This is a genomic window from Shinella sp. (assembly GCF_049651085.1).
Taxonomy (GTDB): domain Bacteria; phylum Pseudomonadota; class Alphaproteobacteria; order Rhizobiales; family Rhizobiaceae; genus Shinella.
Genome location: NZ_JBASBL010000005.1, coordinates 73,493 through 94,086, shown reverse-complemented (window position 1 = coordinate 94,086; position 20,594 = coordinate 73,493). Strand labels below are relative to the sequence as shown.

Annotated in this window: 22 protein-coding genes, 2 tRNA genes and 1 other annotated feature; of the genes, 18 read left to right on the top strand and 6 right to left on the bottom strand. The window is 59.4% G+C overall.

Annotation, left to right across the window (positions count from 1 at the left end):
• Positions 1 to 289: 289 nt before the first annotated feature.
• Complete coding sequence (locus WA950_RS02720; RefSeq protein WP_424550144.1) at positions 290 to 1,480, bottom strand: MFS transporter; 1,191 nt, start codon at positions 1,478 to 1,480, stop codon at positions 290 to 292.
• Between the two features lie 79 nt (positions 1,481 to 1,559).
• On the opposite strand from WA950_RS02720, the gene WA950_RS02715 reads away from it, so the two are divergent.
• The 6 genes from WA950_RS02715 to WA950_RS02690 all read left to right on the top strand — a co-directional run bounded on the left by WA950_RS02715 (position 1,560) and on the right by WA950_RS02690 (position 5,888).
• Complete coding sequence (locus WA950_RS02715; RefSeq protein ID WP_424550143.1) at positions 1,560 to 2,525, top strand: AraC family transcriptional regulator; 966 nt, start codon at positions 1,560 to 1,562, stop codon at positions 2,523 to 2,525.
• A gap of 170 nt (positions 2,526 to 2,695) precedes the next feature.
• Positions 2,696 to 2,899, top strand: coding sequence for a hypothetical protein (locus tag WA950_RS02710; protein ID WP_424550142.1), 204 nt, complete (start codon positions 2,696 to 2,698; stop codon positions 2,897 to 2,899).
• A gap of 76 nt (positions 2,900 to 2,975) precedes the next feature.
• Positions 2,976 to 3,359, top strand: a complete 384-nt coding sequence (locus WA950_RS02705; protein ID WP_424550141.1) for a hypothetical protein — start codon at positions 2,976 to 2,978, stop codon at positions 3,357 to 3,359.
• 19 nt (positions 3,360 to 3,378) lie between these two features.
• A complete protein-coding gene (locus tag WA950_RS02700; RefSeq protein ID WP_424550140.1) occupies positions 3,379 to 3,519 on the top strand; it encodes a hypothetical protein in 141 nt (46 codons plus the stop codon).
• 673 nt (positions 3,520 to 4,192) lie between these two features.
• Positions 4,193 to 5,424, top strand: a protein-coding gene (locus WA950_RS02695) for an IS3 family transposase (RefSeq protein WP_424550139.1) whose coding sequence is annotated in 2 segments (ribosomal slippage) — positions 4,193 to 4,487 and positions 4,487 to 5,424 — 1,233 coding nt in all. Because the reading frame shifts where the segments join, the coding sequence is not laid out codon by codon here.
• Positions 4,477 to 4,593: a sequence feature (AL1L pseudoknot), on the top strand. It overlaps the preceding gene by 117 nt.
• 53 nt (positions 5,425 to 5,477) lie before the next feature.
• Positions 5,478 to 5,888, top strand: a complete 411-nt coding sequence (locus WA950_RS02690) for a hypothetical protein (protein WP_424550138.1) — start codon at positions 5,478 to 5,480, stop codon at positions 5,886 to 5,888.
• 13 nt (positions 5,889 to 5,901) lie between these two features.
• On the opposite strand, the gene WA950_RS02685 is transcribed toward WA950_RS02690, so the two are convergent.
• Positions 5,902 to 6,255 carry a hypothetical protein gene (locus tag WA950_RS02685; RefSeq protein ID WP_424550137.1) on the bottom strand — a complete coding sequence of 118 codons (354 nt, stop codon included), beginning with the start codon at positions 6,253 to 6,255 and terminating at the stop codon, positions 5,902 to 5,904.
• 181 nt (positions 6,256 to 6,436) lie between these two features.
• On the opposite strand from WA950_RS02685, the gene WA950_RS02680 reads away from it, so the two are divergent.
• Positions 6,437 to 6,703: a hypothetical protein gene (locus WA950_RS02680; protein WP_424550136.1), complete on the top strand. Its 267-nt coding sequence runs from the start codon at positions 6,437 to 6,439 to the stop codon at positions 6,701 to 6,703.
• A 31-nt stretch (positions 6,704 to 6,734) separates the two neighbouring features.
• Here the strand turns inward: WA950_RS02680 and WA950_RS02675 are convergent, their stop codons facing one another.
• Positions 6,735 to 8,393, bottom strand: a complete 1,659-nt coding sequence (locus WA950_RS02675; protein ID WP_424550135.1) for a hypothetical protein — start codon at positions 8,391 to 8,393, stop codon at positions 6,735 to 6,737.
• Between the two features lie 1,463 nt (positions 8,394 to 9,856).
• Between WA950_RS02675 and WA950_RS02670 the strand changes: the two genes are divergently transcribed.
• The gene (locus WA950_RS02670) at positions 9,857 to 10,480 is read left to right on the top strand and encodes a recombinase family protein (RefSeq protein WP_424550134.1); all 624 of its coding nucleotides are present in this window, start codon (positions 9,857 to 9,859) and stop codon (positions 10,478 to 10,480) included.
• 137 nt (positions 10,481 to 10,617) lie between these two features.
• Here WA950_RS02670 and WA950_RS02665 read toward each other — a convergent pair whose 3' ends face one another.
• The 3 genes from WA950_RS02665 to WA950_RS02655 form a co-directional block, all read right to left on the bottom strand.
• On the bottom strand, positions 10,618 to 12,093 hold the full coding sequence (locus tag WA950_RS02665; RefSeq protein WP_424550133.1) for a reverse transcriptase domain-containing protein: 1,476 nt from the start codon (positions 12,091 to 12,093) through the stop codon (positions 10,618 to 10,620).
• Positions 12,094 to 12,420: 327 nt separating this feature from the next.
• The gene (locus tag WA950_RS02660) at positions 12,421 to 14,136 is read right to left on the bottom strand and encodes a DUF6538 domain-containing protein (RefSeq protein ID WP_424550132.1); all 1,716 of its coding nucleotides are present in this window, start codon (positions 14,134 to 14,136) and stop codon (positions 12,421 to 12,423) included.
• 112 nt (positions 14,137 to 14,248) lie between these two features.
• Positions 14,249 to 14,323, bottom strand: a tRNA-Thr gene (locus WA950_RS02655).
• A gap of 148 nt (positions 14,324 to 14,471) precedes the next feature.
• Between WA950_RS02655 and WA950_RS02650 the strand changes: the two genes are divergently transcribed.
• From WA950_RS02650 to WA950_RS02605, 10 genes are all read left to right on the top strand, one after another.
• Complete coding sequence (locus tag WA950_RS02650; RefSeq protein WP_424550131.1) at positions 14,472 to 14,672, top strand: hypothetical protein; 201 nt, start codon at positions 14,472 to 14,474, stop codon at positions 14,670 to 14,672.
• Positions 14,673 to 14,841: 169 nt separating this feature from the next.
• Positions 14,842 to 16,134 (top strand): UDP-N-acetylglucosamine 1-carboxyvinyltransferase, encoded by a 1,293-nt coding sequence (murA, locus tag WA950_RS02645; RefSeq protein ID WP_424550130.1) that lies wholly within the window; start codon positions 14,842 to 14,844, stop codon positions 16,132 to 16,134.
• Positions 16,135 to 16,288: 154 nt separating this feature from the next.
• A complete protein-coding gene (locus WA950_RS02640; RefSeq protein ID WP_424550129.1) occupies positions 16,289 to 16,726 on the top strand; it encodes a DUF2948 family protein in 438 nt (145 codons plus the stop codon).
• Between the two features lie 46 nt (positions 16,727 to 16,772).
• On the top strand, positions 16,773 to 18,071 hold the full coding sequence (hisD, locus tag WA950_RS02635) for a histidinol dehydrogenase (RefSeq protein ID WP_424550128.1): 1,299 nt from the start codon (positions 16,773 to 16,775) through the stop codon (positions 18,069 to 18,071).
• A 2-nt stretch (positions 18,072 to 18,073) separates the two neighbouring features.
• The gene (locus tag WA950_RS02630) at positions 18,074 to 18,550 is read left to right on the top strand and encodes a UPF0262 family protein (protein WP_424550127.1); all 477 of its coding nucleotides are present in this window, start codon (positions 18,074 to 18,076) and stop codon (positions 18,548 to 18,550) included.
• A 3-nt stretch (positions 18,551 to 18,553) separates the two neighbouring features.
• Positions 18,554 to 19,018, top strand: coding sequence for a low molecular weight phosphatase family protein (locus tag WA950_RS02625; protein ID WP_424550126.1), 465 nt, complete (start codon positions 18,554 to 18,556; stop codon positions 19,016 to 19,018).
• Positions 19,019 to 19,162: 144 nt separating this feature from the next.
• Positions 19,163 to 19,381 (top strand): translation initiation factor IF-1, encoded by a 219-nt coding sequence (gene infA, locus WA950_RS02620; RefSeq protein WP_037119817.1) that lies wholly within the window; start codon positions 19,163 to 19,165, stop codon positions 19,379 to 19,381.
• 91 nt (positions 19,382 to 19,472) lie between these two features.
• Positions 19,473 to 20,093, top strand: a complete 621-nt coding sequence (locus WA950_RS02615) for a Maf-like protein (RefSeq protein WP_424550125.1) — start codon at positions 19,473 to 19,475, stop codon at positions 20,091 to 20,093.
• Between the two features lies 1 nt (position 20,094).
• Entirely contained in the window at positions 20,095 to 20,304 is a 210-nt protein-coding gene (gene yacG / locus WA950_RS02610) for a DNA gyrase inhibitor YacG (protein ID WP_424550124.1), read from the top strand.
• Between the two features lie 175 nt (positions 20,305 to 20,479).
• Positions 20,480 to 20,555: transfer RNA gene (locus WA950_RS02605), tRNA-Phe, on the top strand.
• Positions 20,556 to 20,594 lie beyond the last annotated feature (39 nt).

Here is a 20,594-nt window from a genome sequence, read left to right as displayed (position 1 = left end):
ACCGGATCGTAACCGCAAATCTCGCCGTAAAGTGAAAGAAGCGCAACGGCAGCGTCGAAGGTTTCGCGACGACGGTGCATGCCAGCGGTCCAGCCGAAGGCGGAAGGGAAATTCCAAGAGAAAAGCGCTGCTTCAGCATGACCTCCTCCACGAAAACCATCCTTTCTATGTAGGCGCCTGGCCGAGGATTGGGAGGAGCGTGTCCTTATTTTCCCTTTGCAACAAGCCGCAGGCCGGTGGTCCTTCCGTTCCACCGGCCTGCGGCTGCCGTTTCGCTGATGGCGTCCCCTTACGCCGGACGGGTACGCACCGCCGAGATGATGGTGAGCGCGGCAAGCAGCAGCACGACCCCGCTGGCGACGAAGACGCTGGTCACGCCGTTCGCATCGAACAGCGCGCCGCCGGCGGCAGCACCCGTCGCGATGGCGAAGTTGATCGCGGCGACGAAGAGGCCGCCGGCGCTTTCGGCCTCGTCCGGCACGGCGCGGGTGATCCAGGTCGACCAGGCGACGGGCACCGCGCCGAAGGCAAGGCCCCACAGCCCGACCATGGCGGCATCACCCGCCAGACTGCCGCCGAAAGTGGCCAGCAGCAGGGCCAGGGCGCCCATCACCACCGGCATGATCGACAGCGTGAGGCGCATGGAGCGCTCCAGCAGCACCGCACCGAGATAATTGCCGAAGAAGGTGGCGATGCCGAAGCCCAGCAGCACGGCCGATATCCCCTCGACGCCGACGCCCGTCACCGTTTCGAGAAAGGGGCGGATATAGGTGAAGAAGGCGAAATGGCCTGTAAAGACGAGCAAGATCGCCAGCATCGCAAAGCCGACGCCCGGCCGCGCCAGCACTTCGATCAGCGTACCGAAGCGTGAATGACCGTACGGCGGCAGCGAGGGAAGCATCGCCAGCTGCACGACGAAGGCGATCGCTCCGAGCACGGCAGCCCCCAGGAAGACGTCCCGCCAGCCGATGATAGCACCGACATAGCTTCCAATTGGCGCGGCGAAGACCGTGGCCGCCGAAACGCCGAGGAACATCACCGACAGCGCCTTGGCTACATGGGGCTCCGGCACCAGCCGCATCATGGTCGCCGCCGACAATGTCCAGAAGCCGCCAAGCGCGATGCCGAGCAGCACGCGCCCGGTGAGCAGCATGGCAAGGTTCGACGACATCGCCACGAGCAGGTTGGAAAAGATCAGGAAGAGCGACAGGCCGAGCAGTACGAGCCGCCGATCGAGCTTGCGCGTCGCCACCGTGATCACCAGGCTCGTCACCAGCGCGACGGCCGCTGTCGCCGTCACAGCCTGACCCGCCAGGCCTTCGGAAATCCCGAGATCCGCCGCGATCGGCGTCAGAAGGCTTGCGGGCAGGAATTCCGCCCCCACCAGCCCGAAGACGCCGAGCGTCATCGCAAGGACCGCCCCCCAGGCCGGGCGGGCGTCCGCCTCGCTCTGCGGCGCTACGATTGTTGCATCCGTCATCTGCCATCCCTTTCCTGTTGCAGTGCGTGCCCGAACAGGTGGGTTGAAATGCAAGACGCACAATGTCATTTTATCCGCTATGTTTGATCCATCGTCCGACGCCGCTAAAAACTCCCATGATGCCGTCAGCGAACTCCTGATGGGCATGCGCCTGCGCGGGGCGAGCTATGGCCGCCTCCAGCTCAGCCCGCCCTTCGGCATCCGCTTTCCCGCAAGGCAGGAAGCCCGGTTCCATTTCGTGGCGCGGGGCAAGGTGACGCTGCGCGCGGCCGGAGAGACGGTGCGCGAACTTGCCTGCGGCGATGCCGTGCTCCTGCCGCGCGGCGAAATGCACGAGATCGTCACCGGCCCGAACGTCGCCATCCGCGACTACGAAAGCTACACGTGCAAACCGCTCTGCCCGGAGGTTTCGGCGGTGGAAGCCTGCGTCAGGGAGACGAACCGGCAGGACGACACGCTGGTCTTCACCGGCCGCATGGAATTCGAACTCGATACGCTTCACCCGCTGGTCGGCCTCATGCCGCAGGTCATGTCGGTCGGCGCGCTGATCGGTCGCCAGCCCGAACTGATGCCGCTGCTCGATGCGATGGAGCGCGAGATGGGACAGGAGCGCGTCGGCTCGGCCGGCATCCTGGCACGCCTTGCCGACGTCATTGCCGCCTCCATCGTGCGCGGCTGGGTGGAGTGCGGTTGCGGCGATGCGACGGGCTGGATCGAGGCGCTGCGCGACCCGCGGCTTGGCCGCGTCATCGCCGCTCTCCACCGCGAGCCCGGCCGCAACTGGACGCTTGCCGACATGGCGCGTGAAATGGGCAGCTCCCGCTCCGTCTTCGCCAAGCGCTTCGTCGATGTGACCGGGGTGACGCCGCAGCGCTACGTGCTGGCGCTGCGCATGCGCCTTGCCGAACAATGGTTCCGCCGCGACAAGCTGCCGATCGACACCGCCGCCCGCCGCCTCGGCTTCGGCTCCCAAGCCGCCTTCGCCCGCGCCTTCAAACGAATCGTCGGAGAACCACCCGGAAAAACACGCAAAAAGGCAGCGTGAAGCGTGGCGGAGAATGGAAATCTGGGGAGAAAAAATGGTGCTGCTAGAGAGATTTGAAGCCTCATAGCATCGCCGCAAAGCCCCGGTTTTCCGGGCTTCTTGGAAGGCCTCTTGTAGCTGTTGCTTGTAGCTCTTGCAACATCCGCCAACCCATTCAAGGAGACCGACCTATGACCAATCCGAGCATTGCATCCGCTACCAAGTTCCAAAGCTTTGAGCACGCCTCTCAATGGGCATTAACAGCCGTCGATGAGGGCCGCTTGGATCGCGCCGAGCTTTACGATTTCCACAAGGACTTGCTGGAGGGCAAAGACATGACGGCATGGCACCAAGAAGACGCCGTTCGTAGCGAAGGGGCGGCAGGAGTCCGCTAACGCGTAACAGTCAGTGCGCCACCTGGAGGGCGGCACCTGTTGCCGTCTCTCCGCCGTGACATAAAGGGAATGTATCTTGTCTAACCCTCGTCATCATCACCTCCGTACCCTCTTTGACTCCAACGTCTACCTCCTCTCCGTCGCCGGTCCCCTGATGTTGCCCGTGAGTTCCGTCGTGGTCTTCGCCGCGTGTGCGATGTGGCAGAGCCGCAGCGGTAATGGTGAACCCATGTCGCTAGAAGAATTGGCAAGTCGTGTCGGCAAAACGCCATCGGCCCTATCGGCACACATGCGGTACCTCAGCGAGCACTACCGGGATGGCAAGGAGGGGATGGGCCTAGTTCGGACCTACGAAAATCGGCACAACTCACGTAAGAAATGCTTTGAACTCACCGCCAAGGGCGAGGCAGTGGCCGCGCATCTGAAATACCTCTATCATCGTCCAGCCGGTGACCTTTAAGCGTTAGTGGAGGACTGCAATGGGTAATGTGAACGAACTCGCCACCAAGGCGGACCTGGAGGAAGCCATGCGCACCGCGACCCTCCGCATTAGCGTGATGATCGGCTTGATGGTCACCATCGTGCTCGCCGCCACGTTCGTCATGGCGCGGATGTACTAGCGTCGAAGCGGCAAGTTTGTGGCGCGAGTCGAAAATTCTTCTCTTCAGGACTGCGCCACAGCCCAACAAGGCCTGACCGCCAACAAGCTGAATTTCTTTGAAAAAGCGTGTGGCATGTCTAGTAGACGCGCTAGATATGAAGTCTAGCTCTTTGATTTTAAAGTATCTTATCGTTGCATTCTGCTTCGTTGCACGCTATGCAATGTCGTACCAAGCAATCATCCAAGCAATATTTCCACAATGTCGCACCTTAACCACTCAGATTTGCTGTCTGAACGGTCGGGGACTCTTTGCGCTGCGCTTGGTGGAAGGTGGTGATGTTGCCACTGGTCTTTGACATATCAGGTCTAGGCGTGAAGCTCGCCTACTGATGATGACCGAGCACGGTCGAAACCCATTTCATCACCACATCACTGTCACAGCGCCACCACTCCAGGTCAGCGCGAACAATCCCCCCATGTCATTCTCAAAGGAGACATCATGGCACGACCACAAATCCGAGAGGTATCCGCTCCCGAGCGCATCCAGGGTATCGCCTCCCCCGTAAGCAGCTACGTCCGTCCATCAGACCCAGCGCGTTCCTCCCTGCATGAACTTGCGGAGGGACTGGCAGCATTCGACACTGAACCGCGCCGGCTTTTCCGGAGACCCCAACTCGTGAGAAGTAGGGTCTATGACAAGCAAGACGACAAACAAGTTTTCTCCTGAAGTCCGCGGCCGCGCCGTTCGCATGGTGTCGGAACATGAAGCCGAATATCCCTCCCGCTGGGCGACGGTCTGCTCGATAGCGGCCAAGATCGGCTGCTCGGCACATACGCTCAATGAGTGGGTGAAGAAGGCCGAGGTCGACAGCGGCAAACGGGCAGGCCTGCCCAGCGATGCCGCCGCAAGGATGAAAGAGTTGGAGCGGGAGAACCGCGAGCTCCGGCAAGCCAACGAGATTTTGCGAAAGGCGTCAGCTTATTTTGCGATGGCGGAGCTCGACCGCCCACTGAAGCGATGATTTCCTTCATTGACGAACACCGCTCGGCGCTCGGGGTCGAGCCGATCTGCAGACTGCTGCCGATTGCCCCGTCCACCTATTACGAGGTCATCGCCAAGCGCAACGACGTGAACCGACTGTCGGCCCGCGCTCGGAGCGACATTGCCATGAAGATCGAGATACGGCGTGTTTTCAACGAGAACTTCCAGGTCTATGGGGTTCGGAAGGTCTGGCGGCAGTTGCGGCGGGAAGGTTACGACATCGCCCGCTGCACCGTCGCTCGGCTTATGAGGGGTATGGGGCTGCAAGGTGTTATTCGAGGCAAGCCTGTCAAAACCACGGTGGCCGACAAGACCGCGCAATGTCCGCTCGACCGGGTGAACCGGCAGTTCTTCGCGCCAGCGCCGAACATGCTCTGGCTTTCTGATTTCACCTATGTGGCCACTTGGCAGGGCTTCGTTTACGTCGCGTTCGTGATCGATGCCTTCGCTCGCCGCATCGTCGGTTGGCGGGCAAGCCGGACTGCCCATGCGGGCTTTGTGCTCGATGCCCTCGACCAGGCACTACATAATCGGCGGCCCGTGCACCGTGGTGGACTGGTTCACCATTCCGACCGCGGATCGCAATATGTGTCCATTCGCTATTCCGAACGGCTGGCGGAAGCGGGCATCGAGCCGTCTGTCGGAAGCGTTGGCGACAGTTACGACAATGCTCTCGCTGAAACGATCAACGGTCTTTACAAGGCCGAGGTCATCCATCGGCGAGGACCGTGGCGAAACTTCGAAGCCGTGGAGTTCGCCACGCTGGAATGGGTAGATTGGTTCAACAACCGCCGCCTTCTGGAACCCATCGGCAACATACCGCCAGCCGAGGCCGAAGAACGATACTATGCCATGCTGGACGCGCCAGCCATGGCCGCATAACTTAAACCAAACGGTCTCCGGAAAAGCCGGCGCGGTTCAAGGCGGGAAAGGGAATGCTTGGCGAGTACGGAGAGCTTCAGGTCCATTTGGCGGAGTGGATACTGAAGGAACCCTACTATGATCGTATCCCGGCCCATGCGGCTCCGCTCTTCTGGGACCTGGGGCATATCCTTGGCGTCGTTTCCAACAGGCTAGGTGACTGGGTGAAGCTTGGAGACTTCACCGAATGGGCAGTTCCCGTGGACCTGTTTCCGCAGAGCGGACCTCTTGGGAACCGACACGCCGCCTCCTTCTTCATCGCCAGCAACCTCGTAAGGCCGCTGACATGGCTTGGCGTCTTGGAGGAGTCCGACGAGAACTCCACGACCACGCCGATACAGGAGAGGCTGATACGCAAGGCGGAAAGCTTTGAGCGCCTCTTCAAGATCGCCGCCCCGGTCTACGGCGGCACGGGGGTCCACTAGCCCGCCTTCGGCGCTATGCCGCCCTTCGCCGAAAGAGGGAGCCAACCACGCCACCAATCGCGACGAATATCCCCGAGACGAGCATAAGGGCAAGGCCGGGGAAGAAGACGATGGCGACCAGCCACCAGTCCCACCGCCACCCATAGTAGGCCCCATAAGCACCAACGATCATGACGGCCATTAGCCCCAGATTTTGCAGAAAAAGGGTGAGCAGAACGGCCAGCACCACAACCCACCAGCCGCTCCAGCCGAACCAAACGTCTGCCCCGTAGATGCCTGCCCTGAGGTAGAAAAAGCAGACGAATATGCAGAACGCGGAGATGCAGACTCCCAAGAGAATGCCCAGTGTACTCCTGATGATTTCCATGTGCGCTCGCAGCAGCCCTGAATTATAATTCCACAGGCTCCCATACTCCGTAAGAAAGCGCCGCTGAAGCCCTCCCTGTTGATGAAAGGTGGCCTGATGCACGGTAGTAGGTGACGACTCAAGGTAGTTCCTCCATGATCCCGTCGGGTAAACTACAAGGTCTTCCATCCGGGAGGCCATCATGGGGGTCTTTGTGTTCTTCACGCGCACTGCACGTATCGTTGCCTATCTGGTCTTTATCCTTGGTGTTCTGAACATGGTGGCGGGCTTTGGGTATGCTTCTGGTATAATCGAGCAGGCCACGCTACCGAACGGGGAAGCTCCAGCGCCCATCAAGACCGGCCCGATGATTGACAAGGGAATGTACATGGCGGCAGCAGCTTTGGCCTTAGGTACGCTTGCGGAAATCGGAATGTCTCTGAGGCGCATGGTGCGGGCGGACGGGTAACTGCAAGGCCCTTTCATTCGCTGCGCATGCACTACTGGTGGTGTTTGAAAAACAAGCCCATCGGGGACTTTCTCAGTTCCTTTCGAGCATTTCTTAGCCCCAAGAACTTTTTTGGAATTTCTCTCAGCGTCGGCGCGTCGAGTACCTGAGTAGCCGCCAGCGCCGCAAGCCCGAACGTGGCGGTTCCGGTGATCGCTGCCGCGACCTCAAGGCCACCGGCTATCATCCACGACCCGATGTCTGCACCGGCAAACTTTATGTTTCTATTTCGCAAGTCCCGGACCTCTTTCTGATGCCGGTCGAAGGCTTCGCGGATGTTATCTACGATCTTATCACTGGAACGGAAAAAGGCTTGTGGCTTGGCTCTGGCAATTTCTTCGATGCCCTGGGACAAAACAGACCGTATTTCCTCGAAGGCTCCCGAAGTTCTCATCTCAATCAATGCGTCAGGCGGTATTTTTCCTAGCCAGAGACCGTCTGTTTCGCTGATATGTTGAAGCCCCTTTATCATGTGCAAGTGTGTATTCTCGTTAGCATCGGCCTCTGAATTATATTCCAGCTTCCAGTTAAAGTATTTCCAAGAAGTAGGAGCCTCGATGAGTGGTGTTCCACCCAGGTAGCGGCTCTTTAACAGAGCATCTGTTGCTTGCCCCATTCTTCCGTAGCATTGCCCTACAACCATCATCCCTGGATGTGAGGAGCCACCAAACGATGCCCAATCTCCATTCAAGGATTTCTCGATCTGTTCCGCAATGTCGCCAGTCCACTCGGTGTCGAAAAGCAATCGTTCGGGGTTCCTGCACTCTCTAACAACCGATCCGATGGTATCGAGCCTTTGCCCGAAATCGTTCAATTCTTCAGCGGAGGAAAACCTCCTACCAAACAAAGCGGCTGCGTGATTTAGCGCATCTCTTGTAGTGATCAATTTGAGGATGTCGGTGTCATCGCCATCTGGAGAGCGGTGAGGAACAACAACAACAATAGGCTTATCAAGGTTTGCCGTAGCGAGGGCTTTGTAACCCAGAACGTTTACCGAGTGTTTCACGAAGTAATACACCCGCATCTCGGGGGACGCCATCTCAAATATGTGCCTTGATTGCCAAAATGGATCATTTAGAATAATAGTATCTATATACAGACCGACAGAGCTAGCAATATTTCTCGCGTGACTCGGAAATAAGTCACCGCCGTAAACTGCTTTCGTCGCCCGAATATCTTGCAAATGATAGTGCGACGCATCTGTTAACGCCCCCCAAAACTCCGAAAGATACTCTATGAAGCCTGCAATCTGCGGGGATATTTCATTGACTGCTGTGGGACTACTTGACACACGGCCTGCAAATTGATGGGCGTCCAGCCCAAGGCGCCTTGCCTCTTGAGCGAAAAAGCCGCAATTTTCTTCGACAAATCTGAAGTACGCGTCTGCAACCTCCTCAAGCGAGGCCGCATCCTTCTCCTTTTCCCTTATGTGAAATCCGGCAGTCGCAGCGGCAAGTGCGCGTACGGACCCATCTACACTGTCCAGGTCAATCGTCCCATCGGGGCGCGTCCTGACGGCAAGCAAACTGGCTTTCATTTGATCGAAGACTTCTGGAGTAAATTTCATCTCCCCCGCTTCAAATTTTGCCAGAAGCACCTCCAGCCGCCACCTGAGGCCGTCCTCGTAGTCCCCTCCATCTACAGTACCCATAGCCTTCTCCACCAAGTTACTTTCCAGGCGGCTTTTGCGTTGGAGCGGCCTGCGCTGGCTTGGGCGCTTGGGGCCTAGGCGCGGGGGCCGAAGTCATCATCCCCTTACGCGATATGACCACACCTTCTCGACTAGGTTTCTTTGTGTCAGCCATGTAGCGCAGTCCTCAATATTTCTTAGGCTTCGGCCCTGGTCGAGTCGAAGGCTTCCCACCCAATGGACTTGGTTTGCTTGGGCCCTGCCTGTTGATCATCTGGTCCCTCCTAAGTTTAGGTATGCGTGCGTTATGAGTAGGAAGACGCCGATTAGGAAAAGACCAAGGGCCATAAAATTAAATACGTACGTCGCAGTTCTGTATCTATTGCCGACGACATAAGGCCTCCCCTCTTCAACGCTCTCCCTTATTCTCTCCAATTCGCATTCCGCGTCTTGAGTACTTGTCCAATATGAGATCACGTTTGAGCAAACGGAAATCGCGAAGGATAACCAACTGGCTAATAGGAGTATGCCGACGCCATCACTCGCCCCGCCAAGCTTGTCCACATTTGCGATGGTGAGCGCCAAGGCTCCACCACTAGCCCAAAGGACAGACTTGTCGAACGTCGTTATCTGGTCATTGCGTAACTCAAGGGTCCGCTTCCAGTGCTCTAGAAGCCTATCTACTTCCGCTTTGTCTGTGGCGGACTCACTGTTCGTTGTTTCTGTGGCGATACCCCACCCCACTTCCTATCCTGCGTTGCAATGATCGCTCGACTACTGCGCAGAGTCAAAACATAAGGGGAACAGTTCACAGCTTCCTCCCGGATAACTTTAGGGGTAGGTCACGCGACATCTCCAATTTACGTGACAAAGCGGCGACTCCCCCCCGCCAGGGGGTACCCCAGGCCCCATGAAGCCAAGACCGGAGGGGCGCTCCAGGAAGCGCGACACCGGGGCACCCCTCCAGCCCCTCCTATTTTCCCCGCCTCTGCACATCCTCAAGTCGGCGCGATGCACCACACGGCTTGCCCCTCAAGTGACCTTCCTCCCATCTACATGCAGATTGAGCCTAACAAGGTTTCCACGGGGGTCATCGCTCTCCACGCGGACGTAATGACCCGCCTTGGTGATGAGGTCTACCATCTCCTGCTCAGTGCGGACCAACACTTGGTTGGCCACTGTGTGGCGCTTACTCCCTAGCTTTGGGTCGCCAAGGATGAAGAAGCCATTCTTCTGAATGGCATATCGTTTTAGGCCCGTTTTAGGCTCCAGCCTGTAAACTCGCATAGTGCTCCTCCTAACTACACGCCCGAACTAACATCATGTGCCGTCACTGTGAACCGACACAGGCATCACTTCGATAAGGTACACCTCAAGAGAAGCGGAAGAGGCCCCATCAAGTCGCACTTCGATAAATTCCATTGACAATTTAAAGCGAAGCAATATTATCGAAGTTATCCAAAGCGAAGTACGGAGCCTCACCCATGTTCATCCGCGCATATCTCCGCGCCTCCACCAAAGAGCAAGATGCCAGCCGCGCGAAGGCAGACCTACAGCGCTTCGTTGATGAGCGCGGCCTGAGGATTGCCGCCTCCTATGTCGAGAACGAGAGCGGCGCGTCCCTCCAGCGTCCCGAACTCTTCCGCCTCCTCTCTGACTGCCAGCCGGGGGACGTGCTCCTGGTAGAACAGGTGGACCGGCTCAGCCGCCTCAATGCCGGGGACTGGGAGAAGCTCAAGGCGGAGATTGCCGCTAAGCGGGTCCGCGTGGTCGCGCTGGACCTCCCGACATCCCACCAGTTGATACAGCAAGGAGGCGATGAGTTCTCCAGCAGGATGCTAGACGCGATCAATGGCATGATGCTGGACATGCTGGCCGCTATCGCCAGGAAGGATTATGAAGACCGTCGCAGAAGACAGACCCAAGGTATCGAGAAGGCCAAGTCCGCAGGACTCTACAAGGGGAGACCAGAGGACGCTGGACGCAATGCCGCACTCATGGACATGCTGAAGAAAGGCCAAACGTGGGCAAGCATCGTGGCGGCAACAGGGGTCTCTACCTCTACCCTCTCCAGACTAGCGAAGAGGATCAAGGAAGAGGCGGCATAGGCCCCGCAATTGACCAGCCCCTTACGTACATCACCGGATGCCACTGACCCGATGCAGGTGTGGTAGGGGTCTCCAGCCCTCGACAATTTGGGGACGCCGGGACAGCTCTTCAAAGAGGCAGCGGCGAACCTTCGGGCCTATACCGGGCGTCGCTTCTCAAGGGCCCGCTTCAGGTGCGCACGCATGTTTTGTCGGTAATTCCGAAGTTGCCTGTATATTGGCAAGCCCAACGGAGCGGTTAAGCTGGCCGCCCGCGTTGCATATGTCCAGAACGTCCAGTTTCTAACGTCGTCTGCTTTGCTTTCAAAGTCTCGAACGCGCCCGTAACGTTGAAGAAATCCGCTCAGGTTGAAATCTGACATGATTTGGTCTGTAGTCTTTTCAGGAAAGCGCTTTAGAAGCGTAATTGCCATTCGCTTCGCGCTGCTGTTCGCCTTTCGCTGGAGACCGCTGAGCGTGCTATCGCGCAGTAACATGTTCCGCCCATCGTACCGGAAGCCGAGATACTCCAGACCATTTGTACCCTGCTCTCCTACTATTCTTGACCAGCTCTGATCTTCGCCACTCCCTTCATAGTGAAAGATCGCAGATTTCTCACGCTTAATGCGGAGCTTTGGCCCATGAGAGATTATCTCCGCCCGTACCCACTCCTCCAGTTCCAGCGCCGCTTCGGGCTCGACAGGCGCAACAATCAAGATATCGTCGGAGTAGCGGAAATAACGTCCGCCCAATTCGTCAACCTTTGCCTTTATTGAGGTGTCGAAGTCCAACAGATAAAAGTTTGCGAGCAAGTCGGAGATTGGGGACCCCTGGGGGATTCCATAGGGTTTCCAGTGCCTTTTGATCAGTGACGGCTGGCCATTCCCACCGGCTATTTTCTCCCGGAACTCTTTGCCTGTACAAAGTTGGCGTGGAATCAAGGATTGTTCGACGAGATATCCATTTATGGGCTCTCCCGTTCTCGAAATATATTTCGGTCCTATGTAGCCTAAGCGCTCAAAAAGCTCGTCCCGGTCTATCACGGAATACGAGGTAATCGCCTGGTACACCTTGTAGTGATCAGCGGGAAGACGCGATACCCCAAGTAGCGAGCACCATTTCTGCTTAAGCCGCTCATGATCGAGGCTTTCAAAGAAGCTGCTAATGTCTAATGCGATAACGCAGCAGTCGCCCATGGCACGGATCACCCGCACGGCCTCCAAAGCAAAGTGGATGTTACATTGTCCTTTGCCGTCCGCTCCTATCACCCGCCTGTAAGCCAGAACACTGTGGTCAAGGCCGCGAGCCTTAAGCTCCTTTTCGAAAGGGGCACATAGGAGGTGTCGGTAGTAGCTGAAAATATAGGAATCAGCGCGGCCTGCAAACCGAATGGGACGCTCCTTCGGTACCCCGCTCACGCCCTTTTCGCTGAACTTTGTCCAACGTTGGTGATATCTAAGAAAAGGATAGAAGGTGTGAGCGGCTACTCGCGAGGCGTCGGCAGCAAGTGCCCTAGCCTCCGCCTCAGACAGGAAGGCGTCGAAATGTGGGTAGCTTTTCGGCTTAAAGGTCCACTCCTCCGGTTTGCTTAGGGAGCGAGAGGGGGCAAGGTTGCCATGTGCCTTTATGGTCAAATCCCTTGCCCCGCACCGTTTGGTAAAGAAGGCACTTTATCGATCTAATCGTCTATACTGTCATCAGGATGCTATGCGCATTCTGCTGGCGTAATCCGATATCTAGGGAAATCCTAATGGACCTCGCAATAAATATCTTCATGAGCCTTGACAGCTTCAACAGCTGCTCCAATCCCCCAGATTAAAAATCCTCGTGACCGGATAATGCCCCATTCGCGAGGTCACAATTGTTACATAAGAGATTCAACCATAGCTATTCAAGTGGGCTCACTAGCTTCATTCACTATTATTTGCAGGAAGCTGGTCTTCTTTTCTACGGCGGCCACACTATCGGGCGACCAAGAAGCGCGGCATAGAATTTATCGCTGCATCGATAACACTTGGAGGCCAGTCACCATAGCCTTCCCTTGCGTCCGTACCTGAGCGGCTCCCCATCATATAATCCCGCGTCTCTTTGTCCATTCCGCAGCCCCGGCTTCTTGTGGTGAACAGATGCCGCCAAGCGTGGTTAGCGCGACCATGAGGAGCCGCTATGCCAAGTTCGTCCGTTATCCACCTTGAGACCCTCACCCCCGCATCTTTCGCCCTATGCCGCCTATCGAGCGCAGTCAGGTCCGTCCCGGCCTCATACGCATGATAGAACAACGGACCATCACCCTGCGACCTGATGAAGTCCAGCAAACCAATTTCAATGAGATGTTTGTGGATGCCTACGGCCCATGCCTTTCCACTTTTGGTACTGCCGTCATCGGGCGTGATGAAGAGATACGGGATATCGTCCTCTTCCCGAAGATTCTTTCCCTGGAACTGCGTCACCTCAGATACTCGAAGACCCGTATAGGCCAGTATCCAAGGCACCCATTTGATTGCCCGTTTGTGTGGCTCCGATATGTCTTTGGAAGACCCTTGGAAGGTTGCTTTCAAAATCTCCACCGCTTGCTCTTCCGTGTACCCCTTGGAGCCATTCGGAGGTGAAGCAGCCCGATTGTCTTTGATACCTGAAGCGACGTTTACCGGAAGGTCAAACTCCTTGACGCCATGCGACAGAACCGAGCTTAGAGCCGACAAGTAGCGGTCTGAAATGGTCTTAGGCGACAGGTCCTTGCGCTCTCTTAGCGAGTCCCTCCACTTTCTAACGTCATCCTTGGTAACTCGCCGCGCATCATCATGGCCCACAAACTGAATGAATTTCTTCAGATGACTCCGGGTGTCTTCAATCGTTTTCGTCTTGATGCTATGAGACAAGGCCTTGTGGTTCAGCAGATACTCCAGGGATAGGCCAGAGGCGCTAGCTTTTGGCGAGCAGGTCGCGAATGGCGGCAGCTTTTCTAACTCCGCTACCGGGCTATAGTCGCCCCCCCTCCGTGCCGCCAGGGCTCTTGATGTTGCACCCATTAAGTCCAGCATCCGCAGATTGATGATGCGACGTGTCTCCGACGCGACCGACAGACCATGAGCCGCCAGGGCGTTGTCGGTGTCCTTGCCGTGGGCCTCCTCCAACATCACCGAAAAATCTGGGCCGAACGCTTGCCTTAGTGCAGGATAAGCCTCCAGGAGACGAAACGCCAACTTCGTCTTCAGGTTCGCTTCAGCCGACAGGTACGCCGCGAGGTCCGCCTTCAGTTTGCTGCGCTCAGCGGCTCCCATTTTGGCCAAGGTTTTTGCGACCGCGCCGCGATCATCGTTACCAGCCTCAGGAAGGGGCGGAGCCACAGGTGCGGCAAAGGGATCATCCTCATGCTTTGCAAGGAAAGCCTTTGTGTAATCTCCCGCAATGGCCCATTCCTGCTTAGGAGTTAGGACCAAAGGCCCGTCCCGGAGGACTAGCCGCCAGCGGTCCCATTCGGCCTCCACCTCTTCCGAGACCCTCTTGTATTCGCGTTCGGCGGGCTTGCGATCTTTTGTGCCAAGTGAGCGCTGAATTTCGCGCGTAACCTTGATGCCGAATTCAGCGAGTCGGTTTCGCTCAGCAAGGATGTCTGGAGGAGTCGCCTTGCGATAATAGAGGATGCCAGTCTTCGGATGAGGCCATGGCCCAGTCATTACCCACCTTCGCCGTGATGCAATTCGTGACATGTTTTGTAGCTCCGCAATTGACGGAAGCCACGGAAAACAGTAACTTATTGAGGCTTAAGGCGCTTTTCCATAGAAAAAATGGTGCTGCTAGAGAGATTTGAACTCTCGGCCTCTCCCTTACCAAGGGAGTGCTCTACCCCTGAGCTATAGCAGCATCCTGTGAAGCAGAAGACTGCTTTCACGTGAGCGAGGGCCTATTGCCACAGGTGATCGGGCAGCGCAAGCGGCCAATTTGTTATTCTGCAACAAATCCGGTGAAGGACACGCTTTTTTCATGCGGACGGTTTCGCTAAAGGGTAGGCATGAACGGCAAGGATGAGACGAGAAGCGGGAAGATCAGGACGGAGGCGGAGATACGCGCCGAGCGGCTGGCAAGGACGCTGCGCGACAATCTCCAGCGCCGCAAGCAGCAGGCGCGCGCCCGGCGCGCCGGCGAGGCGGATGAGACAACGGGACTGCCAGGCGTCGGGTCTGCCGCAAAAAAAGACGAATCGGACGTTTAGTCACAAACGTCTTCCCACGAAGGCTACGGGGACGGTTTCCGGAACCGGTGCGCGCCGAAAGGCGGGCCGCCGGCACGGTCTTCATTTTTCGATTGCGATGCTCTAAAGAAGCCGCCATCTCCGAAAGCCGATATTCTTTGAGAAAGGCGGGCGCGGCCCGTAGTCATACATGGATCGAATCAGGATTGTAGGCGGCAATGAGCTCCGGGGCACCATCCCGATCTCCGGCGCCAAGAACGCCGCGCTGCCGCTGATGATCGCGTCGCTCCTCACCGACGACACGCTGACGCTGGAAAACGTGCCGCATCTCGCCGATGTCGAGCAGCTCATCCGCATTCTCGGCAACCACGGCGCCGACATTTCCGTCAATGGCCGCCGCGAGCGCCAGGGCGAAGGCTATTCGCGCACGGTCAACTTCACCTCGCGCAACATCGTCGACACGACCGCGCCCTACGAGCTGGTCTCGAAGATGCGCGCCTCGTTCTGGGTCATCGGCCCGCTGCTGGCGCGCGAGGGCAAGGCCCGCGTCTCGCTGCCGGGCGGCTGCGCCATCGGCACGCGGCCGGTCGACCTCTTCATCGAGGCGCTTGCCGCGCTCGGCGCAAAGATCGAGATCGATCTCGGCTATGTCGAAGCGACGGCACCGGCCGGCGGCCTCATCGGCGCGCGCTATACCTTCCCGAAGGTTTCCGTCGGCGCCACGCATGTCATGATGATGGCGGCGACGCTTGCCCGCGGCACGACGGTGATCGGCAATGCCGCCCGCGAGCCGGAAGTGCAGGATCTCGCCAAGTGCCTCAACGCGATGGGTGCGAAGATCACCGGCGCCGGCACCGCGACCATCACCATCGAGGGCGTCACGCAGCTCTCCGGCGCCCGCCACCGCGTGCTGCCCGACCGCATCGAGACCGGCACCTATGCCATGGCTGTCGCCATGACCGGCGGCGACGTCGTGCTGGAAGGCACGGATGCGGCGCTGCTCGATACCGCGCTTGAGGCTATCCGCCGCTCCGGCGCGCAAGTCACCGCGACTGAGAGCGGTATCCGAATCGTGCGCAACGGCGGCGGCATCAAGCCGGTCGACGTGGTGACCGATCCCTTCCCCGGCTTCCCGACGGACCTGCAGGCGCAGTTCATGGGCCTCATGACCATGTCGAGCGGCATTTCGCACATCACCGAGACGATCTTCGAGAACCGCTTCATGCATGTGCAGGAACTGGCCCGCCTCGGCGCGAAGATCTCGCTGTCCGGCCAGACCGCCAAGATCGAGGGCGTCGAGCGGCTGCGCGGCGCACCGGTCATGGCGACGGATCTGCGCGCCTCCGTTTCGCTCGTCATCGCCGGCCTTGCCGCCGAGGGCGAAACCATGGTGTCGCGCGTCTACCATCTCGACCGCGGCTTCGAGCGGCTGGAAGAGAAGCTCACCCGCTGCGGCGCCATCGTCGAGCGCGTCAGCGACTGATCTTTCGCGCGGCGGAGTTGCAGACCGCCGCGCGCCGTCCTATCTCGTGGATAAATCGGGATTCCGCCCACGGCGGCGTCCCGAGTATTTTCACGCAACGCCGGACGCAAAAGCACTTCACACTTTTGCTGGATTGCTTTTGAAGGACAGCACCATGGACAGCCTGAAACTGCTCGCCCTCGACACGGAAGACCTCTCCATCGTCTCGGCTCACCTGCAGGATGCGGTCTTCAAGACCGACGGCCTCTCCTTTGACGCCCGCCATCGTATCTTTTCCGTCGTCGTCAACCGCTTCGTCTGGGAAAATGCAGGCGGCCGCGGCAAGAGCTTCGAGCGCCGCCGCGCCGTCGTCGCCTTCAAGCGCGTCGACGCCGTTCGCTCGATCGGCATCGACCGCAACAACAAGGACGCCGTCTTCTCCCTGCTCGCCGTGAACTTCGACCAGAACGGTGAAGGGCCGGACGGCACGCTGGAACTCGTGCTCTCGGGCGATGCATCCGTGGTGCTCGATGTGGAATGCGTCGAAGTTCAGCTTGCAGATACCGGCGGAGCATGGGAAACCAACTTGAAACCCCGCCATCCGGCGGCTTGAGGCATATGCCCGGCGCCCCTTGCCGGGAGCGACAGGGACGGACGACTTGGCGATCAGACTTGACTACCAGAGCAGCGATTTCGAAAGCCGGTTCGCTGCCTTCCTGACGACCAAGCGCGAGGTCTCCGAAGACGTCAACGCCATCGTGCGCACCATCATCGACGATGTGCGCGCACGCGGCGATGCCGCGCTCACCGAATATTCCAGGAAGTTCGACGGCCTCGATTTTTCCACCACCTCCATGCGGGTGTCGCTGGAGGAGATCGACCAGGCCTTTGACGCGGTCGATCCGAAGATCATAGCCGCGCTGGAACTTGCCGCCCAGCGCATCGAGAAGCACCACGCCCGCCAGAAGCCGAAGGACGACATCTACGAGGACGATATCGGCGTCGGCCTCGGCTCGCGCTGGACGGCGATCGATGCCGTCGGCCTCTACGTGCCCGGCGGCACGGCGAGCTATCCAAGCTCCGTGCTGATGAATGCCGTGCCGGCCAAGGTCGCCGGCGTGCCGCGCATCGTCATCGTCGTGCCCGCCAGGGACGGCGCGATCAATCCGGCCGTGCTGGCCGCCGCGCGCATCGCCGGCGTCGACGAGATCTACCGGATCGGCGGCGCACAGGCCGTCGCCGCGCTTGCCTATGGCACTCAGACGATCGCGCCCGTCGCCAAGATCACCGGCCCGGGCAATGCCTTCGTCGCCGCCGCCAAGCGCCAGGTCTTCGGTACGGTCGGCATCGACATGATCGCCGGCCCCTCGGAAGTGCTCATCATCGCCGACGGCGACAACGATCCGGACTGGCTTGCCGCGGACCTGCTCGCCCAGGCCGAGCACGATGCCGGCGCCCAGTCGATCCTCATCACCGACAGCCCCGCCCTTGCCGATGCCGTCGAGGCAGCCGTCGAGCGGCAGCTGAAGACGCTGGAGCGCGCCGAGACGGCCGCCGCCAGCTGGCGCGATTTCGGCGCCGTCATCCTCGTGCCCGACCTTGCCAAATCCGTGCCGCTGGCAAACCGCATCGCCGCAGAGCACCTGGAGATCGCCACCGCCGATCCCGATGCGCTGATACCCGAGATCCGCAATGCCGGCGCCATCTTCGTCGGCCGCCACACGCCGGAAGTCATCGGCGACTATGTCGGCGGCTCGAACCATGTGCTGCCGACCGCGCGCTCCGCGCGCTTCTCCTCCGGCCTGTCGGTGCTCGACTACATGAAGCGCACCTCGATCCTGCGCCTCGGCTCCGATCAGCTGCGCGCCCTCGGCCCCGCCGCCATCACGCTGGCCGAAGCCGAAGGGCTCGGCGCGCATGCCCGCTCCGTCGCCATCCGGCTCAATCTGGAGACGTAGGCATGGGCACGAAGGGCAGCTTCCGCCTTTGCGACGTGGTGCTGGACGACACGATCGGCCGCGCAACGCCCGATGTGGAGCACGAACGTGCGGTTGCCATTTTCGACCTCATCGAGGAGAACACCTTCGAACCGCTCGGCCATGCCGGCGGCCCCTACCGCCTTCATCTGTCCCTGCTCGATTCCAAGCTCGTCTTCGCCATCCGCACCGAGGCGGATGAGCCGGTCACCACGCACATCCTCTCGCTGACGCCCTTCCGGCGCATCGTGAAGGACTATTTCATGATCTGCGAGAGCTACTACCAGGCGATCCGCTCGGCGACGCCCAGCCAGATCGAGGCGATCGACATGGGCCGCCGCGGCATCCACAACGAGGGCTCGCAGACGCTGATGGACCGGCTCTCCGGAAAGATCCGGTTCGATTTCGACACCGCCCGCCGGCTCTTCACGCTCGTTTGCGTCCTCTACTGGCGCGGGTAGGCGATGGAGGGCGTTTTCCCGGCACCACCTCTGGAAGCCAGGCCGCGAACGCCCCGTTCGATTCTCTTCATGTGCCGTATGAATGCGGTGCGCTCGCCGATGGCGGAAATCATCGCGCGCAGCCTCCTGCCCGGCACCTATGTCGCCTCCGCCGGCGTGCGCCCCGGCGAGCGCGATCCCTTCGTCGATGCTGTGCTGGACGAGGTCGGCCTCTCGCTCGGCCGCCACGCGCCCCATTCGCTCGACGAGCTGGAGGACGACTACTTCGACCTCATCGTGACGCTGGCGCCGGAAGCGCACCATGCTGCCCTTGAACTCACCCGCTCCATGGCTGTCGACGTCATGTACTGGCCGACGCCCGACCCGACCGTTGCGAGCGGCACGCGCGAGCAGATTCTCAGTTCTTATCGCGATGTTCGCGAATTCCTGAAAACTCTGATAGAGAAGCGCCTGAAAGACACGGGCTGACCGCATGGCGGCCTGATTTTCGGCAAATGCAGAAACCCGGCGCTTCGGTGTTCACAAAGCACCGGGGATTGTGTAGTTTCCGGCAAATTTTCGAGGCTGGCATCCAGCCGCCCCGAATCCACCCTCAAGGAATATCATCACAAGATGGCAAAAGAAGAAGTCCTCGAATTTCCCGGCGTCGTGACGGAACTGCTCCCGAACGCCACTTTCCGCGTCAAGCTCGAAAACGAGCACGAGATCATCGCGCACACCGCTGGCCGCATGCGCAAGAACCGCATCCGCGTTCTCGCCGGCGACAAGGTGCTGGTCGAGATGACCCCTTACGACCTCTCCAAGGGTCGCATCACCTATCGTTTCAAGTAAGCCGCTTCTAGCAGGTCCTGGGGGCCGCGCCCTCGCCCGGCCCCGGCCGGTGCGCAACGAGCGGCACACCCCGGAGCTTCCCGGAGACCCTATGGCGCAGACCGACAAGCTCATCCTGGCATCCGGCTCCCCGCGCCGCGTCGAACTGCTCGCGCAGGCGGGCATCGAGGCCGTGCGCCTGATGCCGATGGATATCGACGAGACGCCGAAGCGTTCCGAGCATCCCCGCTCGCTCGCACGGCGCCTGTCGACCGGCAAGGCGCAGGCCGCGCTTGCCGCCATCAAGGGTGATCCTGCCTTTGCCGGCAGCTATATCCTCGCGGCCGATACGGTCGTCTCCGTCGGCCGGCGCATCCTGCCGAAGACAGAGATGATCGACGAGGCCTCGAGCGCGCTGCACCTGCTCTCGGGCCGCAGCCACCGCGTCTTCACCGGCGTCTGCCTCATCACGCCCAACCGCACCGTGCGCCAGAAGGTCATCGACACCAAGGTCCGCTTCAAGCGCCTGTCGTCGACCGACATCGAGCACTATCTTGCCTCCGGCCAGTGGCGCGGCAAGGCGGGCGGCTACGCCATCCAGGGCATTGCCGGCAGCTTCGTCGTCAAGCTGGTCGGCTCCTATTCGAATGTCGTGGGCCTTCCCCTCTACGAAACCCTCACCCTTCTTTCCGGCGAAGGCTTCGACGTGCACGCGGGCTGGGCGGACGCCTGACATGAGCGACGAAAATACAAAACCGGCGGCCAATGTCGCTCCCCTGCGCAAGGCCGTGTCCTGCCCGATCTGCAAGCGCCCGTCGGCGCGCGAGCACTATCCCTTCTGCTCGAACCGCTGCCGCGATGTCGATCTCAATCGCTGGCTCTCCGGCTCCTACGCCATCCCCGTCGCCGACGACGAAAGGAAGGCTGACGAAGACGAGATATGACAGCCCTGTCACGCGGGAAAAATGCAATCTTTTCCACAGCTTGCAAATCTTCCCATTTTTCCGGCAAAAAACTGCCGAGAGGGCTGGACACATTTTCGCAAGATGTTATAACCCCGCTCGCTTCCGGGGCGAAAACCAAGCGCCCCACGGATTTCCAAGCGAAATCCAGCCAGATGCCCGGATAGCTCAGTTGGTAGAGCAGCGGATTGAAAATCCGCGTGTCGGTGGTTCAAATCCGCCTCCGGGCACCACTTTCCCGCTCAAGTTCGTATGATCGCAGCCTCTTCTTG